Source organism: Thermosulfurimonas dismutans (assembly GCF_001652585.1).
Classification (GTDB): domain Bacteria; phylum Desulfobacterota; class Thermodesulfobacteria; order Thermodesulfobacteriales; family Thermodesulfobacteriaceae; genus Thermosulfurimonas; species Thermosulfurimonas dismutans.
Map to the genome: position 1 here is coordinate 40,474 of NZ_LWLG01000010.1, position 21,680 is coordinate 62,153.

Annotated in this window: 18 protein-coding genes; 13 read left to right on the forward strand and 5 right to left on the reverse strand. The window is 54.4% G+C overall.

What is annotated here, in order from left to right; all coding sequences use genetic code 11:
* Positions 1-42 precede the first annotated feature (42 nt).
* Positions 43-714: a precorrin-2 dehydrogenase/sirohydrochlorin ferrochelatase family protein gene (locus TDIS_RS07055; RefSeq protein WP_244147492.1), complete on the reverse strand. Its 672-nt coding sequence runs from the start codon at positions 712-714 to the stop codon at positions 43-45.
* A 93-nt stretch (positions 715-807) separates the two neighbouring features.
* On the opposite strand from TDIS_RS07055, the gene deoC reads away from it, so the two are divergent.
* From deoC to TDIS_RS07080, 5 genes are read left to right on the forward strand one after another with little or no spacing between them, the layout of a single operon-like run.
* Positions 808-1,935, forward strand: a complete 1,128-nt coding sequence (deoC, locus tag TDIS_RS11250; protein WP_068670746.1) for a deoxyribose-phosphate aldolase — start codon at positions 808-810, stop codon at positions 1,933-1,935.
* Positions 1,911-2,468, forward strand: a complete 558-nt coding sequence (locus TDIS_RS07065) for a UbiX family flavin prenyltransferase (RefSeq protein WP_068670753.1) — start codon at positions 1,911-1,913, stop codon at positions 2,466-2,468. The genes deoC and TDIS_RS07065 overlap by 25 nt, the downstream gene beginning before the upstream one ends.
* Positions 2,469-3,323 carry a 4-hydroxybenzoate octaprenyltransferase gene (locus TDIS_RS07070; protein ID WP_068670755.1) on the forward strand — a complete coding sequence of 285 codons (855 nt, stop codon included), beginning with the start codon at positions 2,469-2,471 and terminating at the stop codon, positions 3,321-3,323. It abuts the gene before it with no gap.
* 15 nt (positions 3,324-3,338) lie between these two features.
* Positions 3,339-3,809, forward strand: coding sequence for a transcription elongation factor GreA (gene greA / locus TDIS_RS07075; protein ID WP_068670757.1), 471 nt, complete (start codon positions 3,339-3,341; stop codon positions 3,807-3,809).
* On the forward strand, positions 3,810-4,256 hold the full coding sequence (locus TDIS_RS07080; RefSeq protein WP_068670759.1) for an Lrp/AsnC family transcriptional regulator: 447 nt from the start codon (positions 3,810-3,812) through the stop codon (positions 4,254-4,256).
* Here the strand turns inward: TDIS_RS07080 and TDIS_RS07085 are convergent.
* From TDIS_RS07085 to TDIS_RS07095, 3 genes are all read right to left on the reverse strand, one after another.
* The gene (locus TDIS_RS07085; RefSeq protein WP_068670761.1) at positions 4,251-4,871 is read right to left on the reverse strand and encodes a DedA family protein; all 621 of its coding nucleotides are present in this window, start codon (positions 4,869-4,871) and stop codon (positions 4,251-4,253) included. The two genes, TDIS_RS07080 and TDIS_RS07085, sit on opposite strands and share 6 nt — an antisense overlap.
* Before the next feature lie 60 nt (positions 4,872-4,931).
* Positions 4,932-5,144 (reverse strand): FmdB family zinc ribbon protein, encoded by a 213-nt coding sequence (locus tag TDIS_RS07090; RefSeq protein WP_068670763.1) that lies wholly within the window; start codon positions 5,142-5,144, stop codon positions 4,932-4,934.
* Between the two features lie 70 nt (positions 5,145-5,214).
* Positions 5,215-5,958, reverse strand: a complete 744-nt coding sequence (locus tag TDIS_RS07095) for a tRNA lysidine(34) synthetase (protein WP_068670765.1) — start codon at positions 5,956-5,958, stop codon at positions 5,215-5,217.
* A 21-nt stretch (positions 5,959-5,979) separates the two neighbouring features.
* On the opposite strand from TDIS_RS07095, the gene TDIS_RS07100 reads away from it, so the two are divergent.
* The 8 genes from TDIS_RS07100 to rpmB are packed head-to-tail and all read left to right on the forward strand — an operon-like array spanning position 5,980 to position 19,487.
* A complete protein-coding gene (locus TDIS_RS07100; protein ID WP_161939498.1) occupies positions 5,980-8,787 on the forward strand; it encodes a UvrD-helicase domain-containing protein in 2,808 nt (935 codons plus the stop codon).
* On the forward strand, positions 8,784-10,052 hold the full coding sequence (locus tag TDIS_RS07105; protein ID WP_084271016.1) for an efflux RND transporter periplasmic adaptor subunit: 1,269 nt from the start codon (positions 8,784-8,786) through the stop codon (positions 10,050-10,052). Before TDIS_RS07100 ends, TDIS_RS07105 begins: the two co-directional genes overlap by 4 nt.
* Complete coding sequence (locus TDIS_RS07110) at positions 10,033-13,131, forward strand: efflux RND transporter permease subunit (protein WP_068670771.1); 3,099 nt, start codon at positions 10,033-10,035, stop codon at positions 13,129-13,131. The genes TDIS_RS07105 and TDIS_RS07110 overlap by 20 nt, the downstream gene beginning before the upstream one ends.
* Before the next feature lie 58 nt (positions 13,132-13,189).
* Positions 13,190-14,680 (forward strand): lysine--tRNA ligase, encoded by a 1,491-nt coding sequence (gene lysS / locus TDIS_RS07115; protein WP_068670773.1) that lies wholly within the window; start codon positions 13,190-13,192, stop codon positions 14,678-14,680.
* Positions 14,680-15,912 carry a lipoprotein-releasing ABC transporter permease subunit gene (locus TDIS_RS07120; RefSeq protein WP_068670775.1) on the forward strand — a complete coding sequence of 411 codons (1,233 nt, stop codon included), beginning with the start codon at positions 14,680-14,682 and terminating at the stop codon, positions 15,910-15,912. Before lysS ends, TDIS_RS07120 begins: the two co-directional genes overlap by 1 nt.
* The gene (locus TDIS_RS07125) at positions 15,905-16,618 is read left to right on the forward strand and encodes an ABC transporter ATP-binding protein (protein WP_068670777.1); all 714 of its coding nucleotides are present in this window, start codon (positions 15,905-15,907) and stop codon (positions 16,616-16,618) included. The genes TDIS_RS07120 and TDIS_RS07125 overlap by 8 nt, the downstream gene beginning before the upstream one ends.
* The gene (gene bamA / locus TDIS_RS07130; protein WP_068670779.1) at positions 16,590-19,274 is read left to right on the forward strand and encodes an outer membrane protein assembly factor BamA; all 2,685 of its coding nucleotides are present in this window, start codon (positions 16,590-16,592) and stop codon (positions 19,272-19,274) included. The genes TDIS_RS07125 and bamA overlap by 29 nt, the downstream gene beginning before the upstream one ends.
* 15 nt (positions 19,275-19,289) lie before the next feature.
* Positions 19,290-19,487 carry a 50S ribosomal protein L28 gene (gene rpmB, locus TDIS_RS07135; RefSeq protein ID WP_068670781.1) on the forward strand — a complete coding sequence of 66 codons (198 nt, stop codon included), beginning with the start codon at positions 19,290-19,292 and terminating at the stop codon, positions 19,485-19,487.
* On the opposite strand, the gene TDIS_RS07140 is transcribed toward rpmB, so the two are convergent.
* Entirely contained in the window at positions 19,484-21,652 is a 2,169-nt protein-coding gene (locus tag TDIS_RS07140) for a RelA/SpoT family protein (RefSeq protein ID WP_153303801.1), read from the reverse strand. The two genes, rpmB and TDIS_RS07140, sit on opposite strands and share 4 nt — an antisense overlap.
* Positions 21,653-21,680: the final 28 nt, after the last annotated feature.

The following is a 21,680-nucleotide window of genomic DNA, read 5'->3' on the forward strand; positions in this document are numbered from 1 at the left end:
TCTAAATAGCAAGAAAACAAAATTCGAACCGAAAATCAAGCCTTATTCTTTAAAAAAATCTTCTACGAACAACCCTTCTCTTTCGGCAATGGCTCTTATATAGTGCCAGTCACCGTTCCGGATCCATTCCGGGATGGGGGCCATGGCCAGTCGCGTGAAGATCTCTCGTCGTTTTTCTTCGGGGAGATCTCGCGAAAGGATCTCTTTCCGCCAGCGGGCCATGAGCTCGAGATAGACCTCCCACTCCGGCCCGAACTCGTCCTCGAGTCTTTCCCGAATCCTTCTCGCCGCCGCTGGACTAGCCCCGGAAGTGGAAATGGCGAGTTGTAACCGTCCTCTCCGCACCACCGAGGGGACAATGAAGGAGCAGAGTTCGGGCTTGTCCACCACGTTACAAAAGATACGACGCTCTTCGGCCTCGGAAAATACTTCCTTCTGGACCTCCGGATCGTCGGTAGCGGCCACACACAACCAGGCTTCGGAAAGATCCCCCCAACGGTAAGGACGCTTGAAGAGCTCGATCCTTCCTTCATCAGCCCACTTTTCTATTTGCCAGGTGATCTGCGGGGCAATAACGCGCACCTTGGCCCCGGAGGAAAGCAAAACTTCCACCTTCCGCTCCGCCACCTCCCCTCCCCCCACCACCACGCAGAGCCGCCCCTCAAGATTGAGAAAAACCGAATAATAGGACGCACCCTTTTCCATGTAAGTCATTTTAATCCTTGTAAAGGATAAAACAAAGGTTAAATTTCAAATAATGTTTTCTTGAGCTTCAGAGGCCCGTGGTGGAGAACATGGGGAAACTATATGCCTAAACTCTTTAACCCTGCCCCCTATATAGATCACACCTTGCTTGCCCCTACTGCCACGGAGAAAGACATAAAGAAACTCTGCTCCGAGGCCCAAGAATACGGAATGGCGGGAGTCTGCGTGCCTCCGGTTTTCGTGCCGCTGGCCAGGAAGGAGCTCTCCGGTACCGGGATACGGGTGGTCACGGTGGCAGGTTTTCCCCTGGGATTCCAGCCCACAGAGGTGAAGGTCCACGAGGCCCGGCTATATCGAGATCTCGGAGCGGATGAAATTGATATGGTGATAAACCTCCATCTGACAAAAAACGGTCGGGTCCGTGAGGCCGTAGAAGAAGTAAAACAGGTGGTCAAGGCCGCTAATCCGACCGAAGTTAAGGTGATTATTGAGTGTGCCTATCTTAAAGCCGAAGAAAAAAAATTACTTGCCGAGCTAATTCCAGGAACCGGAGCGGCCTACCTCAAGACCTCTACCGGATTCGGGCCGGGGGGAGCCACCCTTGAAGATGTAAAGCTCCTCCGGGAGGCCTCCGGCGGTAAGATCAAGATCAAGGCCGCGGGAGGAATTCGGACGCTTGAGGAATGCCTGGCCTTCATTCAGGCTGGGGCCGAAAGAATAGGGACCAGCGCCGGAGCCAGCATTGTCCGAGAATATCTAGCCCGGACCGGCCAACTTCCCTATGAAGAGGTAGAAATCTTTATCGACGGAGCCTGCCTTGGAAATCCGGGACCAGGTGGTTTTTCGGCCATCTTGAGGGCCCGAGGACACGAAAAAGTTCTAACTGGAGGAGAGGCCGAGACCACCAACAACCGCATGGAGATTAGAGCCGCGGTAGAGGCCTTGAAGGCCTTGAAGAAACCCTCTCGGGTAAAAATGTATACCGATTCGAAATATCTCCTTTCCGGGGCCACGGATTGGCTCCCTCGCTGGGAAAAAAGGGGATTCCGGACTGCGGATGGCAAACCCGTCAAAAACCGTGACCTCTGGGAAGAATTGAGCCGCCTGCTTAAAATCCACGAGGTGGAGTGGATTTGGATTGAGGGACACGCTGGGCACCCTGAAAACGAACGATGTGATAAACTGGCGAAAAACGAGGCTAAGAAATGGAAAAACTCCTCGTCGGCATAACCGGAGCCAGTGGAGCCCCCTATGCGGTGGCCTTTCTCAGGGTCCTGCGAGAACTAGGCGTGGCAAGCGAGGTCATCATCACCCGTCCCGGCGAAGAAGTCTTACGTCACGAAACCGGACTTTCCTTGAAGGACCTTATGGAACTAACCGAACGCCTATACCGAGAGGACGAGATTTCGGCTCCTCCGGCAAGTGGTTCGGCAGCCTATCGGGGGATGGTGATCATTCCCTGCACCATGGGGACCCTTTCGGCGGTGGCTCATGGGGCCGCACGCAATCTCCTTCAGCGAGCCGCGGATGTCATGCTTAAGGAACGCCGGCCCCTAGTTCTCGTTATACGAGAAACCCCGCTCAACTTGATACATCTAAGAAATATGGTTCTAGCAACCGAGGCTGGTGCCGTAATTTATCCCGCCATGCCGGCCTTCTATCACCGCTCACAAAATATTGAGGATATGATAGAATTTTTCGTCCGGAGGCTCGCCGAGTTTTTAGGCTTTGAGGTCAGAAATTTGCCTCGATGGGGAACTTAAATGCTCCGCAAGATTAAACTCCTCCTAGAGATGATAAAGTTTGAGCACACCATTTTTGCCCTCCCCTTCGCCTATACTGGAGCTGTGCTTGCGGAAAAAGGCTTCCCTGCGACCAGAACTGCCCTTCTTATTTTGGGCTGCATGGTGGGAGCCCGCACCGCGGCCATGACCTTCAATCGCCTGGCAGATCTCCCCTTCGATGCCCAAAATCCCCGTACCCGCAATCGGCATCTGGTGATAGGTCTGGTGAAAAAGACTGAGGCCTGGATTTTTTTCATAACAGCCTCGGTTCTCTTCTTCCTCTGCGCCGCAGCCTTGAATCCCCTGACCCTAAAACTTTCCCCAATCGCCTACGCTGTAATCCTGGCCTACTCCTATACCAAACGTTTTACCTGGCTCTGCCATATCTTTCTCGGGGCCGCCCTGGCCCTAGCGCCCCTTGGCGGCTATGTGGCCGTGAAGGGCACCCTCACCGATCCGGCGATATTCATTCTCGCTCTCGGAGTGGTTTTCTGGGTAGCTGGGTTCGATATCCTTTACGCCTGTATGGACGAAGAGTTCGACCGAAAGATGGGACTACACTCCATCCCGGCCAAATTCGGCCGGAAAAAGGCCTTCCTTATCTCCGCCCTCTGTCATAGCTTGGCCTTCTTTCTTTTCGCTACCGCGGGATACCTTTTCGGACTCTCATATCCCTATTACTTGGCCTTGTTTGTTACGGCCGCCCTTTTCATCGCCCAGAGGATAACTGTAAATCCGCGAGATCTTACGGGGCTCGATATGGCATTTTTTACCTTTAATGGAGCCATTAGCGTGGTAATATTCTTAGGAGTCCTTCTTGATAATTTAATCTAAAGAGAGGGTATCGAGATGGAAAAGATCCCCTTTACTCCGGAAGGCTTTCAAAGACTCAAGGCCGAGCTTGAACGCTTGAAGACCGTGGAAAGAAAAGAAGTTATCAAGGCCATCGAAGAGGCCAGGGCCCACGGCGACCTTTCCGAAAACGCCGAATACGAGGCCGCCAAGGAAAGACAAGGACACATCGAAGGTCGAATCCAGGAACTTTCGGATCGTCTAGCCAGAGCCGAAGTCATTGAAATACCCAAGACTCCTCCGGAGAAGATCCAGTTTGGGGTAAAAGTCAAGCTCCTCAACCTCGATACCGACGAGGAAGTCGTCTATCGCCTGGTTGGCCCCTATGAGTCGGACGTAGACAAGGGGCTTATCTCCGTGACCTCTCCTCTAGGACGGGCCTTGATAGGCAAGGAAGTGGGGGACGAGGTTGAGGTACACACTCCGGCTGGAGTGCGTACCTTTGAGATTTTGGAAATAGAAGTCTAAATGCTCACTCCGGTCGAAAAAAGGCTACTTGATCGTTTGCAGGCTGGCCTGCCGCTTGCCCCCAGGCCTTTCAAAAAACTTGGTGAGGAGCTCGGACTCTCCGAAGCCGAGGTCATAGACAAACTCAAAGAACTCAAAGAACGAGGCATACTGCGGCATCTCGGTGCCAGTCCCGACTCCCGGAGATTGGGTTTCGTGACCACCTTGGCCGCGGTCTCAGTGCCTCCAGAGAGGGCCGAAGAGGTCGCCCGAGGTATCGGAGAACGTCCGGAAGTTACCCATTGCTACCTCCGGCGGCACCGAATGAACATCTGGTTTACCATCGTGGCTCAGAATTTCGAGGAAGTGGAAAAGATACTTGAGGAAATCTCCCATGAGGCCAGAGCCACGGCCCGTCACTTCCCGGCCGAAAAACTCTTCAAACTCCGGGCTACCTTCAAATTATAATTTGCTCCTTTTTCTTTTGTGATACCACATATAGACGAACACACACAGACCGGCCAAAAGGAGTACCCCAAAGGTGCCCCGGTGAAGGGCCTGTTTTAGCAGGGCTTCATTTCGACCCAAGAAGTATCCGCAGAGGGCAAGAAAGGTGACCCAGATTCCGGCCCCTAGAGCCGTAAAAATGGTAAAAAAAAGCCCGTTCATACGCCCGATGCCAGCCGGAAGACTGATATACTGTCTTACTCCCGGGATAAGTCTTCCCACGAAGGTACTGATGTGACCGTGTCGTCCGAAAAACTCCTCTACCTTAAAAAGGGTGGCCTCACTGAGAAAGAGATAGCTCCCGTACTTTCGGAGGAACTTCACCAAGGCCGGACGCCCCAGTTTCAGGGCCAAGAAGTAGTTAAACCAGGCCCCGGCCACGCTACCCCCTATTCCGGAAAGGATCACCAGCCCGAGATCCATCTCACCCCGGGCCGCAAGATAAGCCGCCGGGGGTATCACCACCTCGCTCGGAAAAGGAAAGAGCGAGGACTCAAGGGCCATGAGTAGGAAAATCCCAGGATACCCCAGGCGGCCGATGGTCTCGAGCAAGAAATTTACGACTTCAGAGAGCACCTAATGCACATCCTCGAAAGGATATGAGGAGGGGCGGACCGCCCCTCTGAGGTTTTAGGCTCAGCCGAAGCCGAAACCATGCCCCCTGCTTCCACAGGAACCAAAGCCAAAGGAACCACTTCCGCCTAGACCACAGGCGAAACTCGAAAGTTCCTTCCTCACCCGGTGGCTCCCACACCGGGGGCAGTTGATCTCCCTTTCATCGCGGAGACCGAAGCAAAGCTTCTCGAATTTCTCTCCGCAATCTTCACACCGGAATTCATAAATGGGCATAATCTCACACCTCCCTTCCGATTTATCCGATCTCTAAAATTTAAGCTCCATCTTTCAAAAGTAAAGTCTATCAACGCGGAAGGTATTCCGGGCGCCAGTTGAAAATGGCCCGAAAAACCGACCCCCTTACCTTGGGATTGATGGTGTAGAGGTGTTCCTCAAGCCATCGCTCCATGAAGACTCGACGGGTCTCCCCGGAAAAGGGGCAGGGATTCTCCACAATGGGGAAACCCTCCTTTTGGGCGTAGGCCTTGAGGGACTCCTTTTCAACCAGGACGAGGGGCCTTATTAGATAGAGTTTGCCCCCAAACATTTCCTGGACCGGAAGAATGGTAGAGAGCTCCCCGTGAAAGCACATATTGAGAAAGAAGGTCACCACCAGGTCGTCCCGGTGGTGGCCAAAAGCGATCTTGTTGAAGTTCTCCTCCCCGGCCAGTCTGAAAAGATGTTTCCGGCGATGCCAAGAGCAGACGAAACAGGGCGAGGCCGTACCCGCATCCGCAGCCTCCATGGCCTGAATTCCGCAATCGGTCTTGATGAGGCGAAAGGGGACCTCAAGATCTTTACAGAAGGCCTCAAGTTTTCCCAGGCCCTCATCATAGTCCTTCCCCCGGGGAAACCCCATATCTAAGTGGACCGCCAGCAACTCGTACTCGAACTTCACCTTACGTCGCCATTCTGCAAGAAAATAGGTAAGGACCAGACTGTCCGCCCCCCCGGAAAGGGCAATTAGAATACGATCCCCGGGGGCCAACATCTCGTACTTATGAAGGGCTCGACCTATCAAACGTTTGAGACGATGGTAAAGAGACATGGGCTAAGGTATAAAGGAAATATGGCCGAAAGCAAGCCCTTTGGGCTTGATCATGATCAGAAAGTAGCGACTACAGCCAAAAGTTCGATGCTGGTGGTGGCTGGCCCTGGGGCCGGCAAAACCCGCGTTCTTATCGCCAGGGCCGCCCATCTCCTGGAAAACGGTATCCCGCCAGATCGTATCCTCCTTCTCACCTTCACGGTCAGAACCCGTCGGGAACTCAAGGAACGACTTACAGAAGCTGGCCTCGGGGAAATCCGAGTTGAGACCTTCCACGCCCTGGCCTACGATCTCCTCTACGAGGCTACTGGGAAGCCTCCTCGCATTGCAGATGAGGAAGAGCTTGAAGAAATTGTCAAGCCGGTATTGCGCAGGGCTGGTCTGAAACTCTCCCCACGCAAGGGGCTCGAAAAACTCTACTACGGTGGAGAGGCCTTTTCGGACGCAAGAAGCGAATACCTGCGCTATCTATCTGCCCGAAATCTTTACGACTACAATCGTCTTCTTATTGAGGCTGGGAAATTGGTCCGGAAAGATTTCTCAGGATATCACCTACTCATTGATGAATTTCAGGATCTATCCCCGGAAATACTTTCCTTTCTCAGTATCTTCCGGGGAGCTGAGTTTTTCCTGGTGGGCGATCCGGCCCAGGCCATCTATAGTTTCCGAGGGGCTCGGCCCGAAAAACTCAGAAATTTCCTTACGGAAAACCTTCCGGAACTAAAAATCCATGTTCTCCGGCACAGTTACAGGGTACCGGAAGGCATCCTACGGATGGCCGAAGGCCTGAGGTTTGACCCCTTCAACCTGGGACTCTCCCTTACTGCCACCAGGCCCGGTGGAGAGATCCTTGGCTGGCGTTATCCCTCGGTCAGGGCTGAGGCCATCGGTGTGGCCAAAATGGTAGCCGAACTCTTGGGTGGCACGAGGATGGAAACCGCAGGTTACACGGATCTTTGCCCTGGAGACATCATGGTCCTTGCTCGCCTCCGGACTGTACTTGCCCCTCTAAAAGAAACCTTCCTCAAAGAGGGCCTTCCCCTTTCCGAACCCGAGGAGGAAGCCGAGAGGCGGGCCGCACTCGTAAGGGAACTCGCAAAGTATGCGGACGATCCGGAAGGATTCAGGGAGAAACTTTCGAGGCTCCCCGCGGACCTTAAAGAGGGAATCAGCGATATTCTGGCCGGAGATCTAGAGAAAGAGAGACTCGTGGCGAGGCTCAAGCTTATCTCCATGGCCGACTTCCTGCGTCCTTCAACCACAGGAGTAAACCTTCTCACCATCCACGGAGCCAAGGGGCTTGAGGCCCGGGTGGTCATCCTAGTGGGGGCGGAAAAGGGACTTCTCCCTCTGAAGGTGCTTCCGGATAGTGATCCTGCCGAGGAAAAACGCCTCCTTTACGTGGCCCTGACGAGAGCCCGCGAGAAATTCATCTTTACCACCGCCCCGGGTCGAAGACTCTTCGGAAAAAAACTCTCCGGGGAGGTCTCTCCCTGGCTCAGGAAGATTCCCCAGCGGGAGGAAAAGATGCCCTCACGCCGTCCGAAACAAGTGGGCCTTTTCGGTATTATCCTATTCTTCCTTCTCATCTGGACTTCGCCGATCCACGGAATGAACCTGATGGAAGCTGTTCACCAGTGGGAAAACGTCCTCCGACAAAAACACCCCGCCCTCAAAGCCCTACGGGCCCGAATTGAGGCCCAAGAACAGAGGATTGAGCCCGCCGGGGCCCTACCAGATCCCCGTCTGAGTTTCATTGTGCGCAATGTTGGAGACCCTGTTCCGGCAAATACCCTGGGGGAAGAGGCCATGAGTCTTACCGGGGTGAGGCTCGAACAGGGACTTCCATGGCGGGGCAAAAGACCCACCCGCAAAAAACTTGCCACTCTAAGAACCGAAGAACTCCGTATCCGCTATGAGGACCTCTTCTGGCGCCTCCGGGGGGAAATGCTGAAAGGTGCTCTCGAACTGGCTTACCTTGAAGGGGAAACCCGAATACTGAAGGATATCTTCAACCTCCTTCAGACCTTTGAAGAGGTGGCTCTTACACGGTATGAGTCTGGAGCAGGCCTTCAGGCCGATATTCTCCGCGTCCGCACGGAGAAGAGTTTTATCCGCAAACAGCTCCTCCGCAACGAGGAGAGACGCAAAAGCCTTTCGTGGCTCCTCTGTCGCAAGTACCTGGTGACGGGCTGCGACCATCCCGTACAAATTGAGTTTCCCGAAGAACTACCCCCGCTACCCCCTGAGGAAAGACTCCATCCCCTGCTCGAGGACTCCCCACGCGTGCGAATATTCCGCATCCGGGTACGCGAGAGGAGCCTTTCGGCCAGACTGGCCGAACTTGAACGCTATCCGGACTTCAGGATCTTTGCAGGCTGGTACTCCCGGGGAAACCTCCCCGAGATCTATGAACTCGGGATAGGGTTAGATATTCCCCTCTTCATCAGTCGCAAGCAGGGCCCCCTCCTAGAGGCCGCTCGTAACGAGGTCTCGGCAGCCGAGGAAAACCTCGAGGACATAAAAAACGATCTCTCCTTCAGGCTGGAAAACCTCCTCATCAAAGCCCGCACCGAGAAGGAACTTGTAAACCTCTACCGGAGGGAAATCCTCCCCCAGGCGGAAGCCGATCTTGAGTCCGCAAGGTATTATTACGAGAATGGAAAGCTGGACTTTCTCAATCTCATCGAACGCGTAAGACATCTCCTCACCTACCGTAGGGAACTCCTGAGACATCGTACGGACTATCTTTCGGCCATTTTTGAAATTGAAAGCCTCCTCGGAAGGGCCCTTCTTTTCACGGAATCTTCAGACGGAGGTCGTCCATGAAAAGGTTTATTGGATTGATCCTGGCGGGGACGATCCTCCTCGTCTCGCCCGCAACACTAGCAAAAAGTAAGATCTACATCTGTCCAATGCACCCCTCGTATCGTGCGGAAAAACCGGGGAAGTGTCCCATATGCGGAATGGATCTCGTACCTCTGAAGACTGAAGAACCCCTAAAAACACCTCCCCCGGCTCACGAGAAAAAAAACCATCTAACCCCTAAAAAATCTGCTCTTCCGCTGGCCCCGGTCAAACTCTCTCCGGAAAGAGCGCAGCTCATAGGAGTAAAACTCGCCAGAGTGACCCATGAAAAGGTGGTCATCTCCCTGAGGGCTCCGGCCCGGGTGAAATATGACGAGACCCGCCTCTTTACGGTTCATACCCGAGTGGCCGGCTGGGTGGAGGAGGTCCGGGCGGATTACACCGGAAAATTCGTAAAACGTGGAGAGGTCCTCTTCACCCTCTACGCCCCGGAGGTTCTTTCTACCCAGGAAGAACTCATCCGCGGGCTCAGGTGGCTCAAAAAGCTCCAGGAAATGAAGGCCTCCCCAAAACTCATATCCGAGGCCGAAAACCTCATCCAGAGCGCCCGTAGACGACTGGCGCTCTGGAATTTCCCGGAGGAAGCTCTAAGAGAGGTGGAGCACACCCTAAAGCCCCTAAAGGCCTTTCCGGTTGTCTCACCGGTTTCGGGCTGGGTGGTGGCCAAACAGGTCTTCCCTGGAAAGAGAATTGCCCCGGAAACTCCGCTTTATACCTTGGCGGACGTCTCTAAAGTCTTCATTGAGGCCGATTTCTACGAAACCGAGCTTCCGGAGATCCGGCCCGGGCTTAAGGTGGAGGTGGTGTTCCCCTATCTCAACCGCACCTTCCGGGGAAAGATAGAAGAGGTCTATCCCTATATGGAAGCGAAACTCCGGGTCCTGAGAGCCAGGCTCACACTCGATAACCCGGAGGGTCTCCTCCGGCCCGGAATGTGGGCCGAGGTGCGGACAGAGATCCCCTTAGGCATGCGGATGGTCATCCCGGACGAGGCCCTTATCTACGGAGGCGGACATTACTATGTGTTCATAAAGAAGGGAGACGGGCTCTTTGAACCCCGCATGGTCAGGGTCGGCAGAAAGGTGGGGGACAAGAGAATAGTCCTTTCGGGAGTTTCTCACGGCGAGGAGGTGGTGGTCTCGGCCAACTTCCTGATAGATGCCGAATCCAGACTAAAGGCTGCCCTTTCGGCCTTCGGAGGAGGCCATGATCACGCGCATCATTGAAACCTCAGCCAGAAACCCCTTGATGGTATGCCTTGTGGTCCTGATGATGGTGGTCTTCTCCTGGTACGCCATCCATAGGGTGCCCCTTGACGCCATCCCGGATCTTTCGGACATCCAGGTTATCGTGGTGGCGGAATGGCCCGGTCAGAGCCCGGACCTCATGGAGGATCAGGTAACCTATCCCCTGGTCTCGGCCCTGGTCTCGGTTCCCAGAGTTAAGACCGTGCGAGGCTATTCCTACTTCGGACAGGCCTTCATCTACGTACTCTTTCAGGATGGAACCGACCTCTACTGGGCACGAAGCCGTATTCTGGAATATCTCCAGCAGATAAAGGACCGTCTGCCGCAGGGGGTACGGGTGAGCCTCGGTCCGGATGCTACCGGGGTGGGCTGGGTCTTTCAGTACGCCCTGGTGGATACCACCGGAAAACACGATCTTGCGGAGCTACGATCCTTTCAGGATTTCTACCTCAAGTACTGGCTTGAGGGCGTCCCCGGGGTGGCGGAAGTGGCCAGCGTGGGAGGATTTGTACGCCAATACCAGGTCCTTCTTGATCCGGTAAAACTTTATGCCTACGGGCTCTCGGTCTCGGAGGTCATAAAGGCCATCCGGAAAAGCAATCGCGAGGTGGGGGGACGGGTACTCGAGTTTGCGGGCAAGGAATTTTTCGTAAGGGGAAGGGGCTACCTCAAAGGACTGAGAGACCTTGAGCGGATAGTGATAAAGGTGGACCCCGAAACCGGAACCCCGGTGCTCTTAAAGGACATCGCGGAGGTCCGTCTCGGGGCGGAGCTCAGGCGCGGGGCCGCAGAATTAAACGGCCAAGGCGAAGTGGTGGGCGGGATCGTGGTCATGCGTTATGGGGAAAACGCCTTAAACGTGATCCGGCGGGTGAAGGAACGCCTCCGAGAGATCGAACCCGCCCTTCCAGAGGGGGTCAAAATCGTCATCACCTACGACCGCTCAGGACTCATCAAACGGGCCATCGGCACCCTGAAGAAGACGCTGGTTGAGGAAATGGTGGTGGTCTCTCTGGTGATCTTCCTCTTCCTGTTGCATCCCCCCTCGGCGCTGGTGGCGGTGATCGTCCTTCCGGTGGCCGTAGCTTTTTCGTTTATACCCATGGAAAAACTCCGGATAACGGCCAACATCATGTCGCTCGGAGGCATAGCCATCGCCATCGGGGCCATGGTGGATGCAGTGATCGTGCTCGTAGAAAACGCCCACAAACACCTGGAGCGCGAGACAGGCCCCCGCCGGGAGGTCATCCTCCGGGCGGCGAAAGAGGTGGGGCCTCCCATCTTCTTCTCCCTCCTAGTGATCACCATCTCCTTTCTTCCGGTCTTTGCCCTCGAGGCCCAAGAGGGGAAGCTCTTCAAGCCCCTGGCCTACACCAAGACCTTCTCCATGTTCTTCGCCTCCCTCCTTTCCATCACTCTGGCCCCGGCCCTCATGAGCTGGTTCGTGCGGCGGGCCTTGCCGGAGGGGAAGAACCCGTTCTCGCGCCTCCTCATCGCCCTCTACCGGCCGGTCCTAAGAAGGGCCCTAAAGTGGAAGTGGGCCGTAATTGGACTCTCGGTGGCGGCCCTTGCTGTCACCATCCCGGCGTGGCAACGCCTGGGCTCGGAGTTCATGCCGCCCCTCAATGAGGGAGACATCCTCTATATGCCGACCACCCTGCCAGGTATCTCCATTACCGAGGCCGTAAGGGTCCTCCAGATTCAGGATCGGTTACTCAAAAGTTTTCCCGAAGTGGAAACCGTCTTCGGCAAGGTGGGTCGGGCGGAGACCGCCACCGACCCGGCGCCCCTTTCCATGGTGGAGACCACGGTGCGGCTCAAGCCCCGGGATCAGTGGCGGCCGGGCATGACCTGGGAAAAACTCATCGAGGAGATGGATCGCACCCTTCAGATCCCGGGCTGGACCAACGCCTGGACCATGCCCATCAAGACCCGCATTGACATGCTCACCACCGGCGTAAGGACCCCCATCGGGATCAAGATCTACGGAAAGGATCTCACCACCATTCAAAAAATCGGCGAAGAACTGGAAAGGGTTCTTAAGGAAATCCCCGGCACCCGAAGCGTTTATGCCGAAAGGACAAGCGGGGGCTACTACGTGGATATTGTCCCGGATCGGACGGCCTGTGCCCGTTACGGCCTTACGGTGGGTGACGTTTTGGAGGTAATACGAACCGCGGTGGGAGGTATGGTCATAGACTACACCGTGGAGGGCCGGGAGAGGTATCCCGTTCAGGTGCGCTATGCCCGAGAATTCCGCGACGATCTGGAGGATCTGAAAGGAATACTGGTCAAAACCCCCTCTGGAGCCCAGGTACCTCTAGGGGAACTTGCGGAAATCAGGATGCTTGACGGCCCTCCCATGATCAAGGACGAAAACGGCTTTCGAGTAGGCTACGTGTATGTAGATGTGGCTGGACGGGATATCGGAGGCTACGTGGCCGAAGCCAAACGGCTGGTAAGGGAAAAGATCAAGCTACCACCGGGCTATTTCCTGGAGTGGAGCGGTCAGTACCAGTTCATGGAAAGGGTGAAGCGCAAACTGAGACTTCTCATACCTATTACGCTCTTTCTGATCTTCTTTTTGCTATACCTCCATTTCCGAAATCTCATAGAGGTCGTTCTCATCATGCTCTCCATCCCCTTTGCCCTGGTGGGCTCGGTCTGGATCCTTTATTTCCTCAAATACAATCTCTCGGTGGCCGTAGGAGTGGGCATGATCGCCCTTGCGGGGGTGGCGGCCGAGACCGGGGTGGTCATGCTGGTCTATTTAGACTCCACCTACCGCAAAAGGCTTGAGGCCGGGGGCGTGCGGGACAGAAGGGTGCTCCGTGAGGCCGTAGTAGAAGGGGCGGTCATGCGTCTTAGGCCCAAGGTCATGACCGTACTGACCACCATCGTGGGGCTCCTACCCCTTCTCTGGTCCCAGGGCACGGGGGCGGATGTCATGAGGCGGATCGCGGCCCCCATGATCGGCGGCCTCATCACTTCCACCCTAGTCACTCTCCTTCTCATTCCGGTCCTTTACGAGTGGTGGCGGAGTAGAAAAATAGCTTGAAGATTTGCGAATAAGGCAATATGGTTTCAAGACACATCCCCGCGGAAGGAGGTTAGCGGTGAAAGAGGAAAGCGCAGTCTTGGAGGCTCGGCGCAAAAAGGCCGAAGAATTTGAAAAACTAGGCCATCCCCTTTTCCCAAACGATTTCAGGCCCACGGATCGGGCCGGAGTGCTCCAGGATCTTTTCAAGGATTACGACAACGAAACTCTGGAAAAACTAGGAAAGACCTTTCGCCTGGCCGGCCGCATGATGGCCCGCCGGGATTTCGGCAAGGCGGTCTTCATCCATATCCAGGATGAGACCGGCCGCATCCAGGTCTTCGTCAAACGGGATGAAGTGGGCGAGGAACAGTTCAAACTCTTCAAAAAGTACTTTGACATAGGGGACATCATCGGGGTGGAAGGCCCCCTCTTTCGCACCAAGACCGGGGAGCTCACGGTGCTGGCCAAGGAAATCCGCTTGGTCACCAAGGCCTTCCGGCCCCTTCCCGAAAAGTTTCACGGCCTGCGGGATACCGAACTACGCTACCGCATGCGCTATGTAGATCTCATTATGAACCCCCGGGTGAGGGAGATCTTCCGCACCCGAACCCGCATCGTTCAATACTTACGGGATTATTTTATCTCCAACGGATTTCTAGAAGTAGAAACCCCTATGATGCAACCTATACCCGGCGGAGCCACTGCGAGACCTTTTAAGACCTTCCATCACGCCCTAGAAAGGGAGCTCTATTTAAGGATCGCCCCAGAACTTTATCTCAAGAGGCTCCTCGTGGGCGGCTTCGAGCGGGTCTTTGAACTGAATCGCAACTTCCGGAACGAAGGAGTTTCCACCCAGCACAACCCGGAGTTCACCATGCTCGAGTTTTACGAGGCCTACGCCACCTACGAGGACCTCATGCGCCGGACGGAGGAGATCTTCGTAGGCCTAGCCCAAGAACTAACCGGAGAAAACCGGATCACCTACCAGGGCGAAACCATAGACTTCACTCCACCCTGGCCCCGGATTCCTTTCAAGAAGGCCTTGCTGGAGATCGGAGGGGTACCGGAGGAAGTTCTAGAATCTAAAGAGAAAATTCTCGAATTTGCCAAACAAAGAGACATCAAAGTGGATCCCCGGGAGCCGGTGCTTCAGAAGCTCTGGGCCAAGCTCTTTGACGCCCTGGTGGAACCCAAGCTCATCCAGCCCACCTTCATCACCGAATTCCCGGTGGAGATCTCCCCGCTGGCTCGGAGGAACGACAAAGATCCTTCCATCACCGACCGGTTTGAACTCTTCATCGCTGGTCGGGAGATCGCCAACGCCTTCTCGGAGCTGAACGACCCCCGGGACCAGAGGGTCCGTTTTGAGGAGCAGATCCGGAAACGCCTTGAGGACGATCCTGAGATCCATCCGGAGATGGACGAGGACTTTATCCGGGCCTTGGAATACGGTATGCCCCCTACCGCTGGGGAAGGAATTGGTATCGACCGGGTGGTCATGCTCTTTACGGATTCGCCCTCTATCCGGGAAGTCATCCTTTTCCCACATCTAAGGCCGGAGGCTTGATGGGGCTTGCCTTCGAGTGGTTCATTTCTCGACGCTACGTCTTCTCCCGGAAGAGGGAGCGGCTCACCGGGGTGATCGCCAACATCTCCGTGCTCGCCATCGCCATCGGGGTGGCCGCCCTCATAGTAGTGATCGCAGTCATGACCGGTTTCCAGCAAATCCTGAAGGAAAAAATCCTTTCGGTGAATCCCCATGTGGTGGTGGAAAAGGTTCAGGGGCCTTTTGTAGAATACGAGGGGCTTGAGCAGAAAATTAGGACTTTCTTTGAAGAAAACGATTTCCCCCTTGAAAGCCTCTATCCCTTCGTTTCTCTTCAAGGGCTTCTGCTTTCGGGCCAAGGTGAAGCCGGGGTGATCCTCAAGGGTCTTCCCTTCAGCAAGGCTAAAGAACTCAAAACGTTGAGGCTCATCTCGGGGAACTTCACCGCTTCCTCCCAAAGCCCCTATCCCATACTCCTGGGGAAAAGGCTTGCCGAAAGACTCGGAGTTACAGTCGGAGATCGGGTGAGATTCCTCTACCCTCGCGGACGCATGACTCCCATCGGATTACTTCCCCGGTTCGTCCCCTTTGAGGTGGCCGGCATCTTTGAAACCGGCCTTTATGACTATGACCTTTCCCTGGCGCTGGTTCCCCTGTCGGTAGCCCAGAAAATAAGCGGCGAAGGGAAAAGGGTCACGGGCCTTGAAATCAAACTGGTGGACCCTTTCCTCTCCAGAGAGGTGGTCCAGAAGCTATCTCGGAGCCTGGGCTACACCTACTATGTAGTGGACTGGCAAACCCTCAACCGCAGCCTGTTTTCGGCCTTGAAGCTTGAGAAGACCGGCATGTTCGTAGTTCTCACGCTCATCGTAGTAGTGGCGGCCTTCAACATCGTGGCCGCCCTAGTAATGTTAGTCTCCGAAAAACGCCCGGACATCGCCCTTCTCAAGGCCTTAGGGGCAACGGAGAAAAACATCCTCCGGATCTTTCTTTTTTCGGGCTTTCTTCTCGGTATCATGGGTACTGCGCTTGGCTTGATCCTTGGTCTATCGCTTTGCGCGGTCCTTTCCCGTTATCCTGTGATAAAACTTCCGGGCGACGTCTATCCCGTGGACTACCTCCCGGTAAGGGTGGAATTTTTGGACGTGGCCACCATTGTATTCTCGGCTTTGATCCTCAGTTTACTCGCCGCCATCTTTCCGGCTCGACAGGCGGCCAAACTTCCGCCGGCGGAGGTCCTGCGATATGGTTAACCCCCCGGCTATCGAGGTCCGCGGCCTCCGCAAGGTCTTCCCTCATCCTGAGGGAGATCTTGAAATCCTTAAAGGTCTAGACCTTACGGTGGCTCCCGGAGAAAAGGTAGCCATCATCGGCCCTTCTGGAGTAGGCAAGACTACTCTTCTACACATCCTAGGCGGACTTGAGGTCCCCACCGAGGGTCGGATCTACCACTTTGGAGAGGACATTTTTTCCCTCTCGGATGAGGCCCTCTCCCGTTTTCGAAACCAGCATATGGGTTTTGTCTTTCAGCTCCACTATCTTCTTCCAGAATTCAATACCCTGGAAAACGTTATGCTTCCGGGGCTGCTCGCCGGTCTCCCACGGGAGGAAGCCCGCCAGCGGGCCGAAAACCTCCTCTCTCAGTTCGGGCTTTCAAAAAGGCTCTTTCATCGAGTAACGGAGCTTTCAGGGGGCGAGAAACAGCGAGCGGCGATTGCCCGGGCCCTGCTCCTCAATCCCCGGATAGTCTTTGCGGATGAGCCCACCGGGAATCTCGACGACCAAAATGCCGAGGAGATGACCGAAATCTTTTTGCATCTCAACCAAAAATATGCTACTACCCTAGTGGTAGTAACGCACAACCTACGTCTGGCCGCCAAAATGGATCGGATCTTAAAGCTTGAAGGGGGAAAGCTCAGGGAGGTCTCGCGTGAAAAACTCCTTACCCTTGAGAGTTAGAATTCTTCTGTTCATTCTGGGGGGCCTTCTGGTATTCTCCTCGAAGGCCTTTTCGCAGATCAAACTGAGGCTCCCCGTACTTATCCTTCCTTTAAAGGAACGGGGGCCGGTGGAAAGACCTCTCCTCATGAAGAGGCTGAGGGAAGCCTTGGCGGATAGCCTTAAAGGGGAAGGTTTCCGAGTTGAGGTCAACGAAACGCTACCTCCCTCTTTTTCCGCCCAAGAAGCCCGCAAGCTCCTCGAAAAGGAAGGATATTTCGCCGTTATCTGGGGGACGGTTACGGAGATAGGGGGCGAGGTGAGTGTGGATCTTGAGGTCTTACGGAAGGACTGGGAAAACCCACATCATACTTACACCGCCGGGGCCCTTTCGGACTGGCCAGAGATCGAAGATAGGGCCGGAGAGGCTTTGCTAGCCACTCTGCTTGAGAAACAGAAGGTCCTTGAGATTAAGGTGTCAGGCAACCTGCGGGTTGATGAAGAAGTCATCCTGGAAAAAGTCTCGGTTAAACCCGGAGAATTTCTTGATCCAGAAAAAGTTCGTAAGGATCTAAAGGCTATTTACAAACTCGGCTATTTCGAGGATGTAAAGGCCGATGTTACCGAAAAGGAAGGGGGCCTGATCCTCACCTACATTGTTCAGGAAAAACCGGTCATCCGGGAGATCGTCTTTAAGGGGAACAAAGCCATAAGTGAATCCGACCTCAAGAAGGTGGTAGAGATCAAGCCCCTTTCGGTCCTCAATCTCAAAGAGATAGACAGAGCGGCAGAGACTATAAAGGCCGTATATCAGCAGAAGGGCTATTACCACACCCGGGTGATTCCGGAGGTCAAGCCCCTTGCTGGTCGCAGAGTAAAGGTAGTCTTTCACATTAAGGAAGGGCGGAAGCTTTACATCAAGAAGATCGATTTTGCAGGCAACCGGGCCTTCTCAGACAAGCAGCTCAAGAAGCTCCTTTCGGTAAGTGAAAAAACGGCCTTCTCTTGGGTAAAAAAGGCCGTCCAGACCGTAAAGGGCTTTATTTCACCCGAACCCGCGGCCGAACCCGGTGTTTACAGTCTGGCCTTCCTCTACCGGGATCTGTCCAAGATAGAAACCTTTTATCAAAATCACGGCTACATTGAAGTCCGCATAGGTGAACCCCGCATCAAAGAAAAGGACGGCTGGGTATACATCACTATTCCCATTGAAGAAGGGCCCCAGTACCGGGTGGGCCGGGTGGAGGTCATCCAGGACCTTTATCCCAGGGAAAAAATCCTCCAAGCCCTTAGTCTTCCCAAAGAGAAGGCCTTCAGCCGAGAGGCCCTGCGGCGCGACCAGATGAAGATCGCCGACCTTTTTGCCGACAAGGGTTACGCCTACGCCAAGGTGGACCCGGAACTTAAAAGGCATCCCGAGACCAAGACCGTAGATGTGACCTTTAAAGTCGACCGGGGCCCCATGGTCTATGTCAACCGCATCGAGATCGAGGGCAACACCAAGACCCGGGACAAGGTCATCCGCCGAGAACTCCTGGTGGTGGAACAGCGCCCTTTCAGCGCCACCCGTCTCAAGAAGAGCGAGGGTCGCTTGAGACGTCTGGGGTATTTTGAAGATGTGAGCATCGAGAAAGAAAAAGGCGTCAAAGAAAATCTTATGGACATCCGAGTAAAGGTCAAAGAACGCCCCACCGGGACCTTCAGTATCGGGGCGGGATACAGTTCGGTGGACAAACTCATCTTCATGGGTCAGATCTCCCAGAGAAACTTCCTAGGGAAAGGCCAAACTTTAAGTTTTCAAGGTATTCTCGGGACGCGTTCCAGCCGCTACGCCCTCACCTTTGTAGAGCCATATTTCCGTGATACCAAGGTTTCACTCTCGACCAGCCTTTACAACTGGTCTCGGGAATACGAAGATTTCACCCGGGAGAGCTCCGGGGGAAGCCTGCGGATAGGTTATCTCTTAACGCCCAATTTGAGGATTTACGGGGGATATCGTTATGACGACACCGACCTCACGGATCTTAATCCCATAATTTCAGATGCCATTAAGGAATCCTTGGATGTCAACATCACCAGTGCCCTGGAAGCCGGCTTAACCTATGACACTCGTAATCGCTGGTTTGTGCCCACCAGAGGCATGTTCCATCAATTAGACACGGAGCTTGCAGGTCAGTTCCTGGGAGGGGATAGTGAATACCTGAAGACCGTACTGAGTTCCCATTTCTATTTCCCTCTCCTTTTTGGCTTTACCGGACACCTCCACCTTGGCGCGGGCTACATTACCGAAGGTTCAGGCAAGAAGGTGCCGGTTTACGAGAAGTTCTATCTCGGGGGGCTTAACTCCGTACGGGGTTATCGTTATGGAGACATCAGCCCCATTGATCCAGACACCGGAGAACGGATCGGTGGTACCCGCATGTTCTTTCTCCAGGCCGAGACTATTTTTACGCTCCTTAAGAGCATCGACTTGAAAGGTGTTCTCTTCTTCGATACCGGTACAGTCTGGGACAAGGAACATGGTTTTGATACTTCGGAATTGAGGAAAAGTGTCGGATTCGGTATTCGATGGCTTTCTCCTATGGGCCCCTTGCGGATCGAGTTCGGATGGAATATAGATAAAAAGCCTGGCGAGGACAGCAGCAACTGGAATTTCCAGTTGGGAGGAAGCTTCTAGTTAAAGGAGGTTAACATGGCTAGGGTTTGTGAGATTTGTGGAAAGCGTCCTCATACCGGACACAAAATTAGTCATTCGGCTAAGAGAGCCGGTCGGTGGTGGTATCCCAATCTGCAAAGGGTAAGGGCCAAACTCCCCAATGGCCAGGTCCGGAGAATCAGGGTCTGTACCCGCTGTCTCAAGGCCGGTAAGGTCCAAAAGGCCGTCCGCTAGGCCATCCGTCTCTCTACTTTTAAAACCCCATCCACGGCCCGGATATTGGCCATAATTTTTTCGAGATGACTCCGGTCCGTGACCTCTACCACCATGTCAAAGACCGCCCGGCGGTCGGGGGTGGTCCGGACCTCGGCCTTTAAGATGTTGGCCTCGGCGGAGCTGACCGCGGTTGAAACCGCGGCCAGCATCCCCTTCCGATCATGAGTGATAATAGAAAGTCTTGCCGGATGAGATAGTCCGTCGGGTTTTTCCCAGCGGACCTCGATCTTCCTTTCATCATCGAGCAAGGGCACATTGGGACAATCCACCCGGTGAACAGAAATCCCCTTCCCCCGGGTGATGTAGCCTATGACCTCGTCTCCTGGAACGGGATTGCAACAGCGGCTTAAATGGAAAAGAACGTCTCTGGTACCATCTACCGAGAGCGCCTCCCCAGCTCGCTCAAAAGCCTCGGGACTCAAAGGTTTTTCGGAAGGAGGTTTAGAGGGCGGAGCTGGCTTCTCTTCCCCCAGATATTTTTTAAGAACCTGAAGGGGGGTTATCTTCCCATAGCCTATGGCCGCAAGGAGGTCCTCCACGCTTTTGTAGGTGAGCTTCTGGGCCACTTCCAAGGCCTTGGGGGACTCCAAAAATTCGGAAATATTTTGGCGGTGTTTACGGAACTCCTTGGCCAACATTTCCCGACCGGCGGCGATAACCCGTTCCTTCTCTTCTGCACGAAGCCATTGCCGAATCCGGCTCCGGGCCCGGCTAGTCTTCACAAATTTGAGCCAGTCGCGGCTGGGATGGTGCTGAGGAACGGTATCGATTTTTACGATATCTCCGGTTTGAAGCTGGTAGTCCAGGGGCACCAATCTTCCGTTGACCCAGGCCCGGGCACAGCGGTGCCCGATCTCGGTGTGGATGGCGTAGGCAAAATCCACCGGGGTGGCCCCCCGCGGAAGGACCTTGATGTCCCCATTAGGGGTAAAGACATAGACTTCCTCGGGAAAAAGATCCATGCGCAAGGATTCCAGAAATTCCCGGGGGTTCTGAAGTTCCTTCTGCAGTTCCACCAGGCGTTCTAACCATTCGAATTTTTTACTCTGTTCTGGCGAGAGGATCGCACCCTCTTTGTATAACCAATGGGCTGCAATCCCTTCGTTGGCGATACGGTCCATCTCCTCGGTGCGAATCTGAATCTCTATGCGTTTTCCCCGCGGCCCCAAAACCGTGGTATGAAGACTCTGATACATATTGGGCTTGGGGAGACTGATATAGTCTTTGAAACGGCCAGGGATGGGAAGCCATAGGGCATGGATGATTCCTAGGACTTCGTAACACTCCTTCACGGTCTTTACGATCACCCGGAAGCCTATGAGATCGTAAATTTGGTCTAACTGATCAATGGTCAAGCCGTAACGCTCCAGTTTGCAATAGACGCTCCAGAGGTGCTTGGTACGCCCAAGAACCCTGGCCTTGATACCGTGTTTTTCAAGAGTTTCCCGGATGAGCTTTTTCACCTCATCCACATATCCCTGGGCCTCCTCCACCCGCTTTTCCACCTCGGCTTTGAGCCTTTCATAATCCTCTGGATAGAGATATCGGAAGGAAAGATCCTCGAGTTCCTGTTTTAACCAGTCTATACCTAGACGGCTGGCAATAGGAGCGTAAATGTCCAAGGTCTCTTGGGCTATACGGCGGCGTTTGTGTTCGGGCTGAAACTCCAGGGTTCGCATGTTGTGGAGCCGGTCGGCGAGCTTGACCAAAATGACCCTTAGGTCCTTGGCCATGGCCAGAAGCATCTTGCGGAAGTTTTCCGCCTGTTTGTGGAGACGACTGGTGGCCGGAAGGGCCCCCAGCTTGGTGACCCCATCCACGATCAGGGCCACCTCCTCCCCAAAGTGCCGTTTGATCTCCTCCAGCGTGACCCCGGAATCTTCCACGGTATCGTGAAGCATACCGGCGGCAATGGTGGGGAGATCCATTTTCATCTGGGAGAGGATGTAAGCCACGGCCAAGGGATGCGAGAGGTAAGGCTCGCCGGATTTCCGGATTTGTCCAGCATGGGCCTTGGCGGCAAAGACGTAAGCCTTCTCTACCAGATGCGTGTTGGCCCCTGGGAGATAACTTTGAATCTGATCCAGAATATCGCTTATCCGAACAATATCTCTGCGAGACATCCTACATTTAAGTTAAAACTTATTTGGG

Coding starts and splice junctions, on each gene's coding strand:
- TDIS_RS07110 (WP_068670771.1), top strand. CDS start 10,033: ATGATCACGCGCATCATTGAAACCTCAGCCAGAAACCCCTTGATGGTA.
- TDIS_RS07140 (WP_153303801.1), bottom strand. CDS start 21,652: ATGTCTCGCAGAGATATTGTTCGGATAAGCGATATTCTGGATCAGATT.
- TDIS_RS07065 (WP_068670753.1), top strand. CDS start 1,911: ATGGAAAAACTCCTCGTCGGCATAACCGGAGCCAGTGGAGCCCCCTAT.
- TDIS_RS07100 (WP_161939498.1), top strand. CDS start 5,980: ATGGCCGAAAGCAAGCCCTTTGGGCTTGATCATGATCAGAAAGTAGCG.
- TDIS_RS07090 (WP_068670763.1), bottom strand. CDS start 5,144: ATGCCCATTTATGAATTCCGGTGTGAAGATTGCGGAGAGAAATTCGAG.
- TDIS_RS07125 (WP_068670777.1), top strand. CDS start 15,905: ATGGTTAACCCCCCGGCTATCGAGGTCCGCGGCCTCCGCAAGGTCTTC.
- deoC (WP_068670746.1), top strand. CDS start 808: ATGCCTAAACTCTTTAACCCTGCCCCCTATATAGATCACACCTTGCTT.
- TDIS_RS07055 (WP_244147492.1), bottom strand. CDS start 714: ATGACTTACATGGAAAAGGGTGCGTCCTATTATTCGGTTTTTCTCAAT.
- TDIS_RS07080 (WP_068670759.1), top strand. CDS start 3,810: ATGCTCACTCCGGTCGAAAAAAGGCTACTTGATCGTTTGCAGGCTGGC.
- greA (WP_068670757.1), top strand. CDS start 3,339: ATGGAAAAGATCCCCTTTACTCCGGAAGGCTTTCAAAGACTCAAGGCC.
- TDIS_RS07070 (WP_068670755.1), top strand. CDS start 2,469: ATGCTCCGCAAGATTAAACTCCTCCTAGAGATGATAAAGTTTGAGCAC.
- TDIS_RS07120 (WP_068670775.1), top strand. CDS start 14,680: ATGGGGCTTGCCTTCGAGTGGTTCATTTCTCGACGCTACGTCTTCTCC.
- TDIS_RS07105 (WP_084271016.1), top strand. CDS start 8,784: ATGAAAAGGTTTATTGGATTGATCCTGGCGGGGACGATCCTCCTCGTC.
- rpmB (WP_068670781.1), top strand. CDS start 19,290: ATGGCTAGGGTTTGTGAGATTTGTGGAAAGCGTCCTCATACCGGACAC.
- TDIS_RS07095 (WP_068670765.1), bottom strand. CDS start 5,958: ATGTCTCTTTACCATCGTCTCAAACGTTTGATAGGTCGAGCCCTTCAT.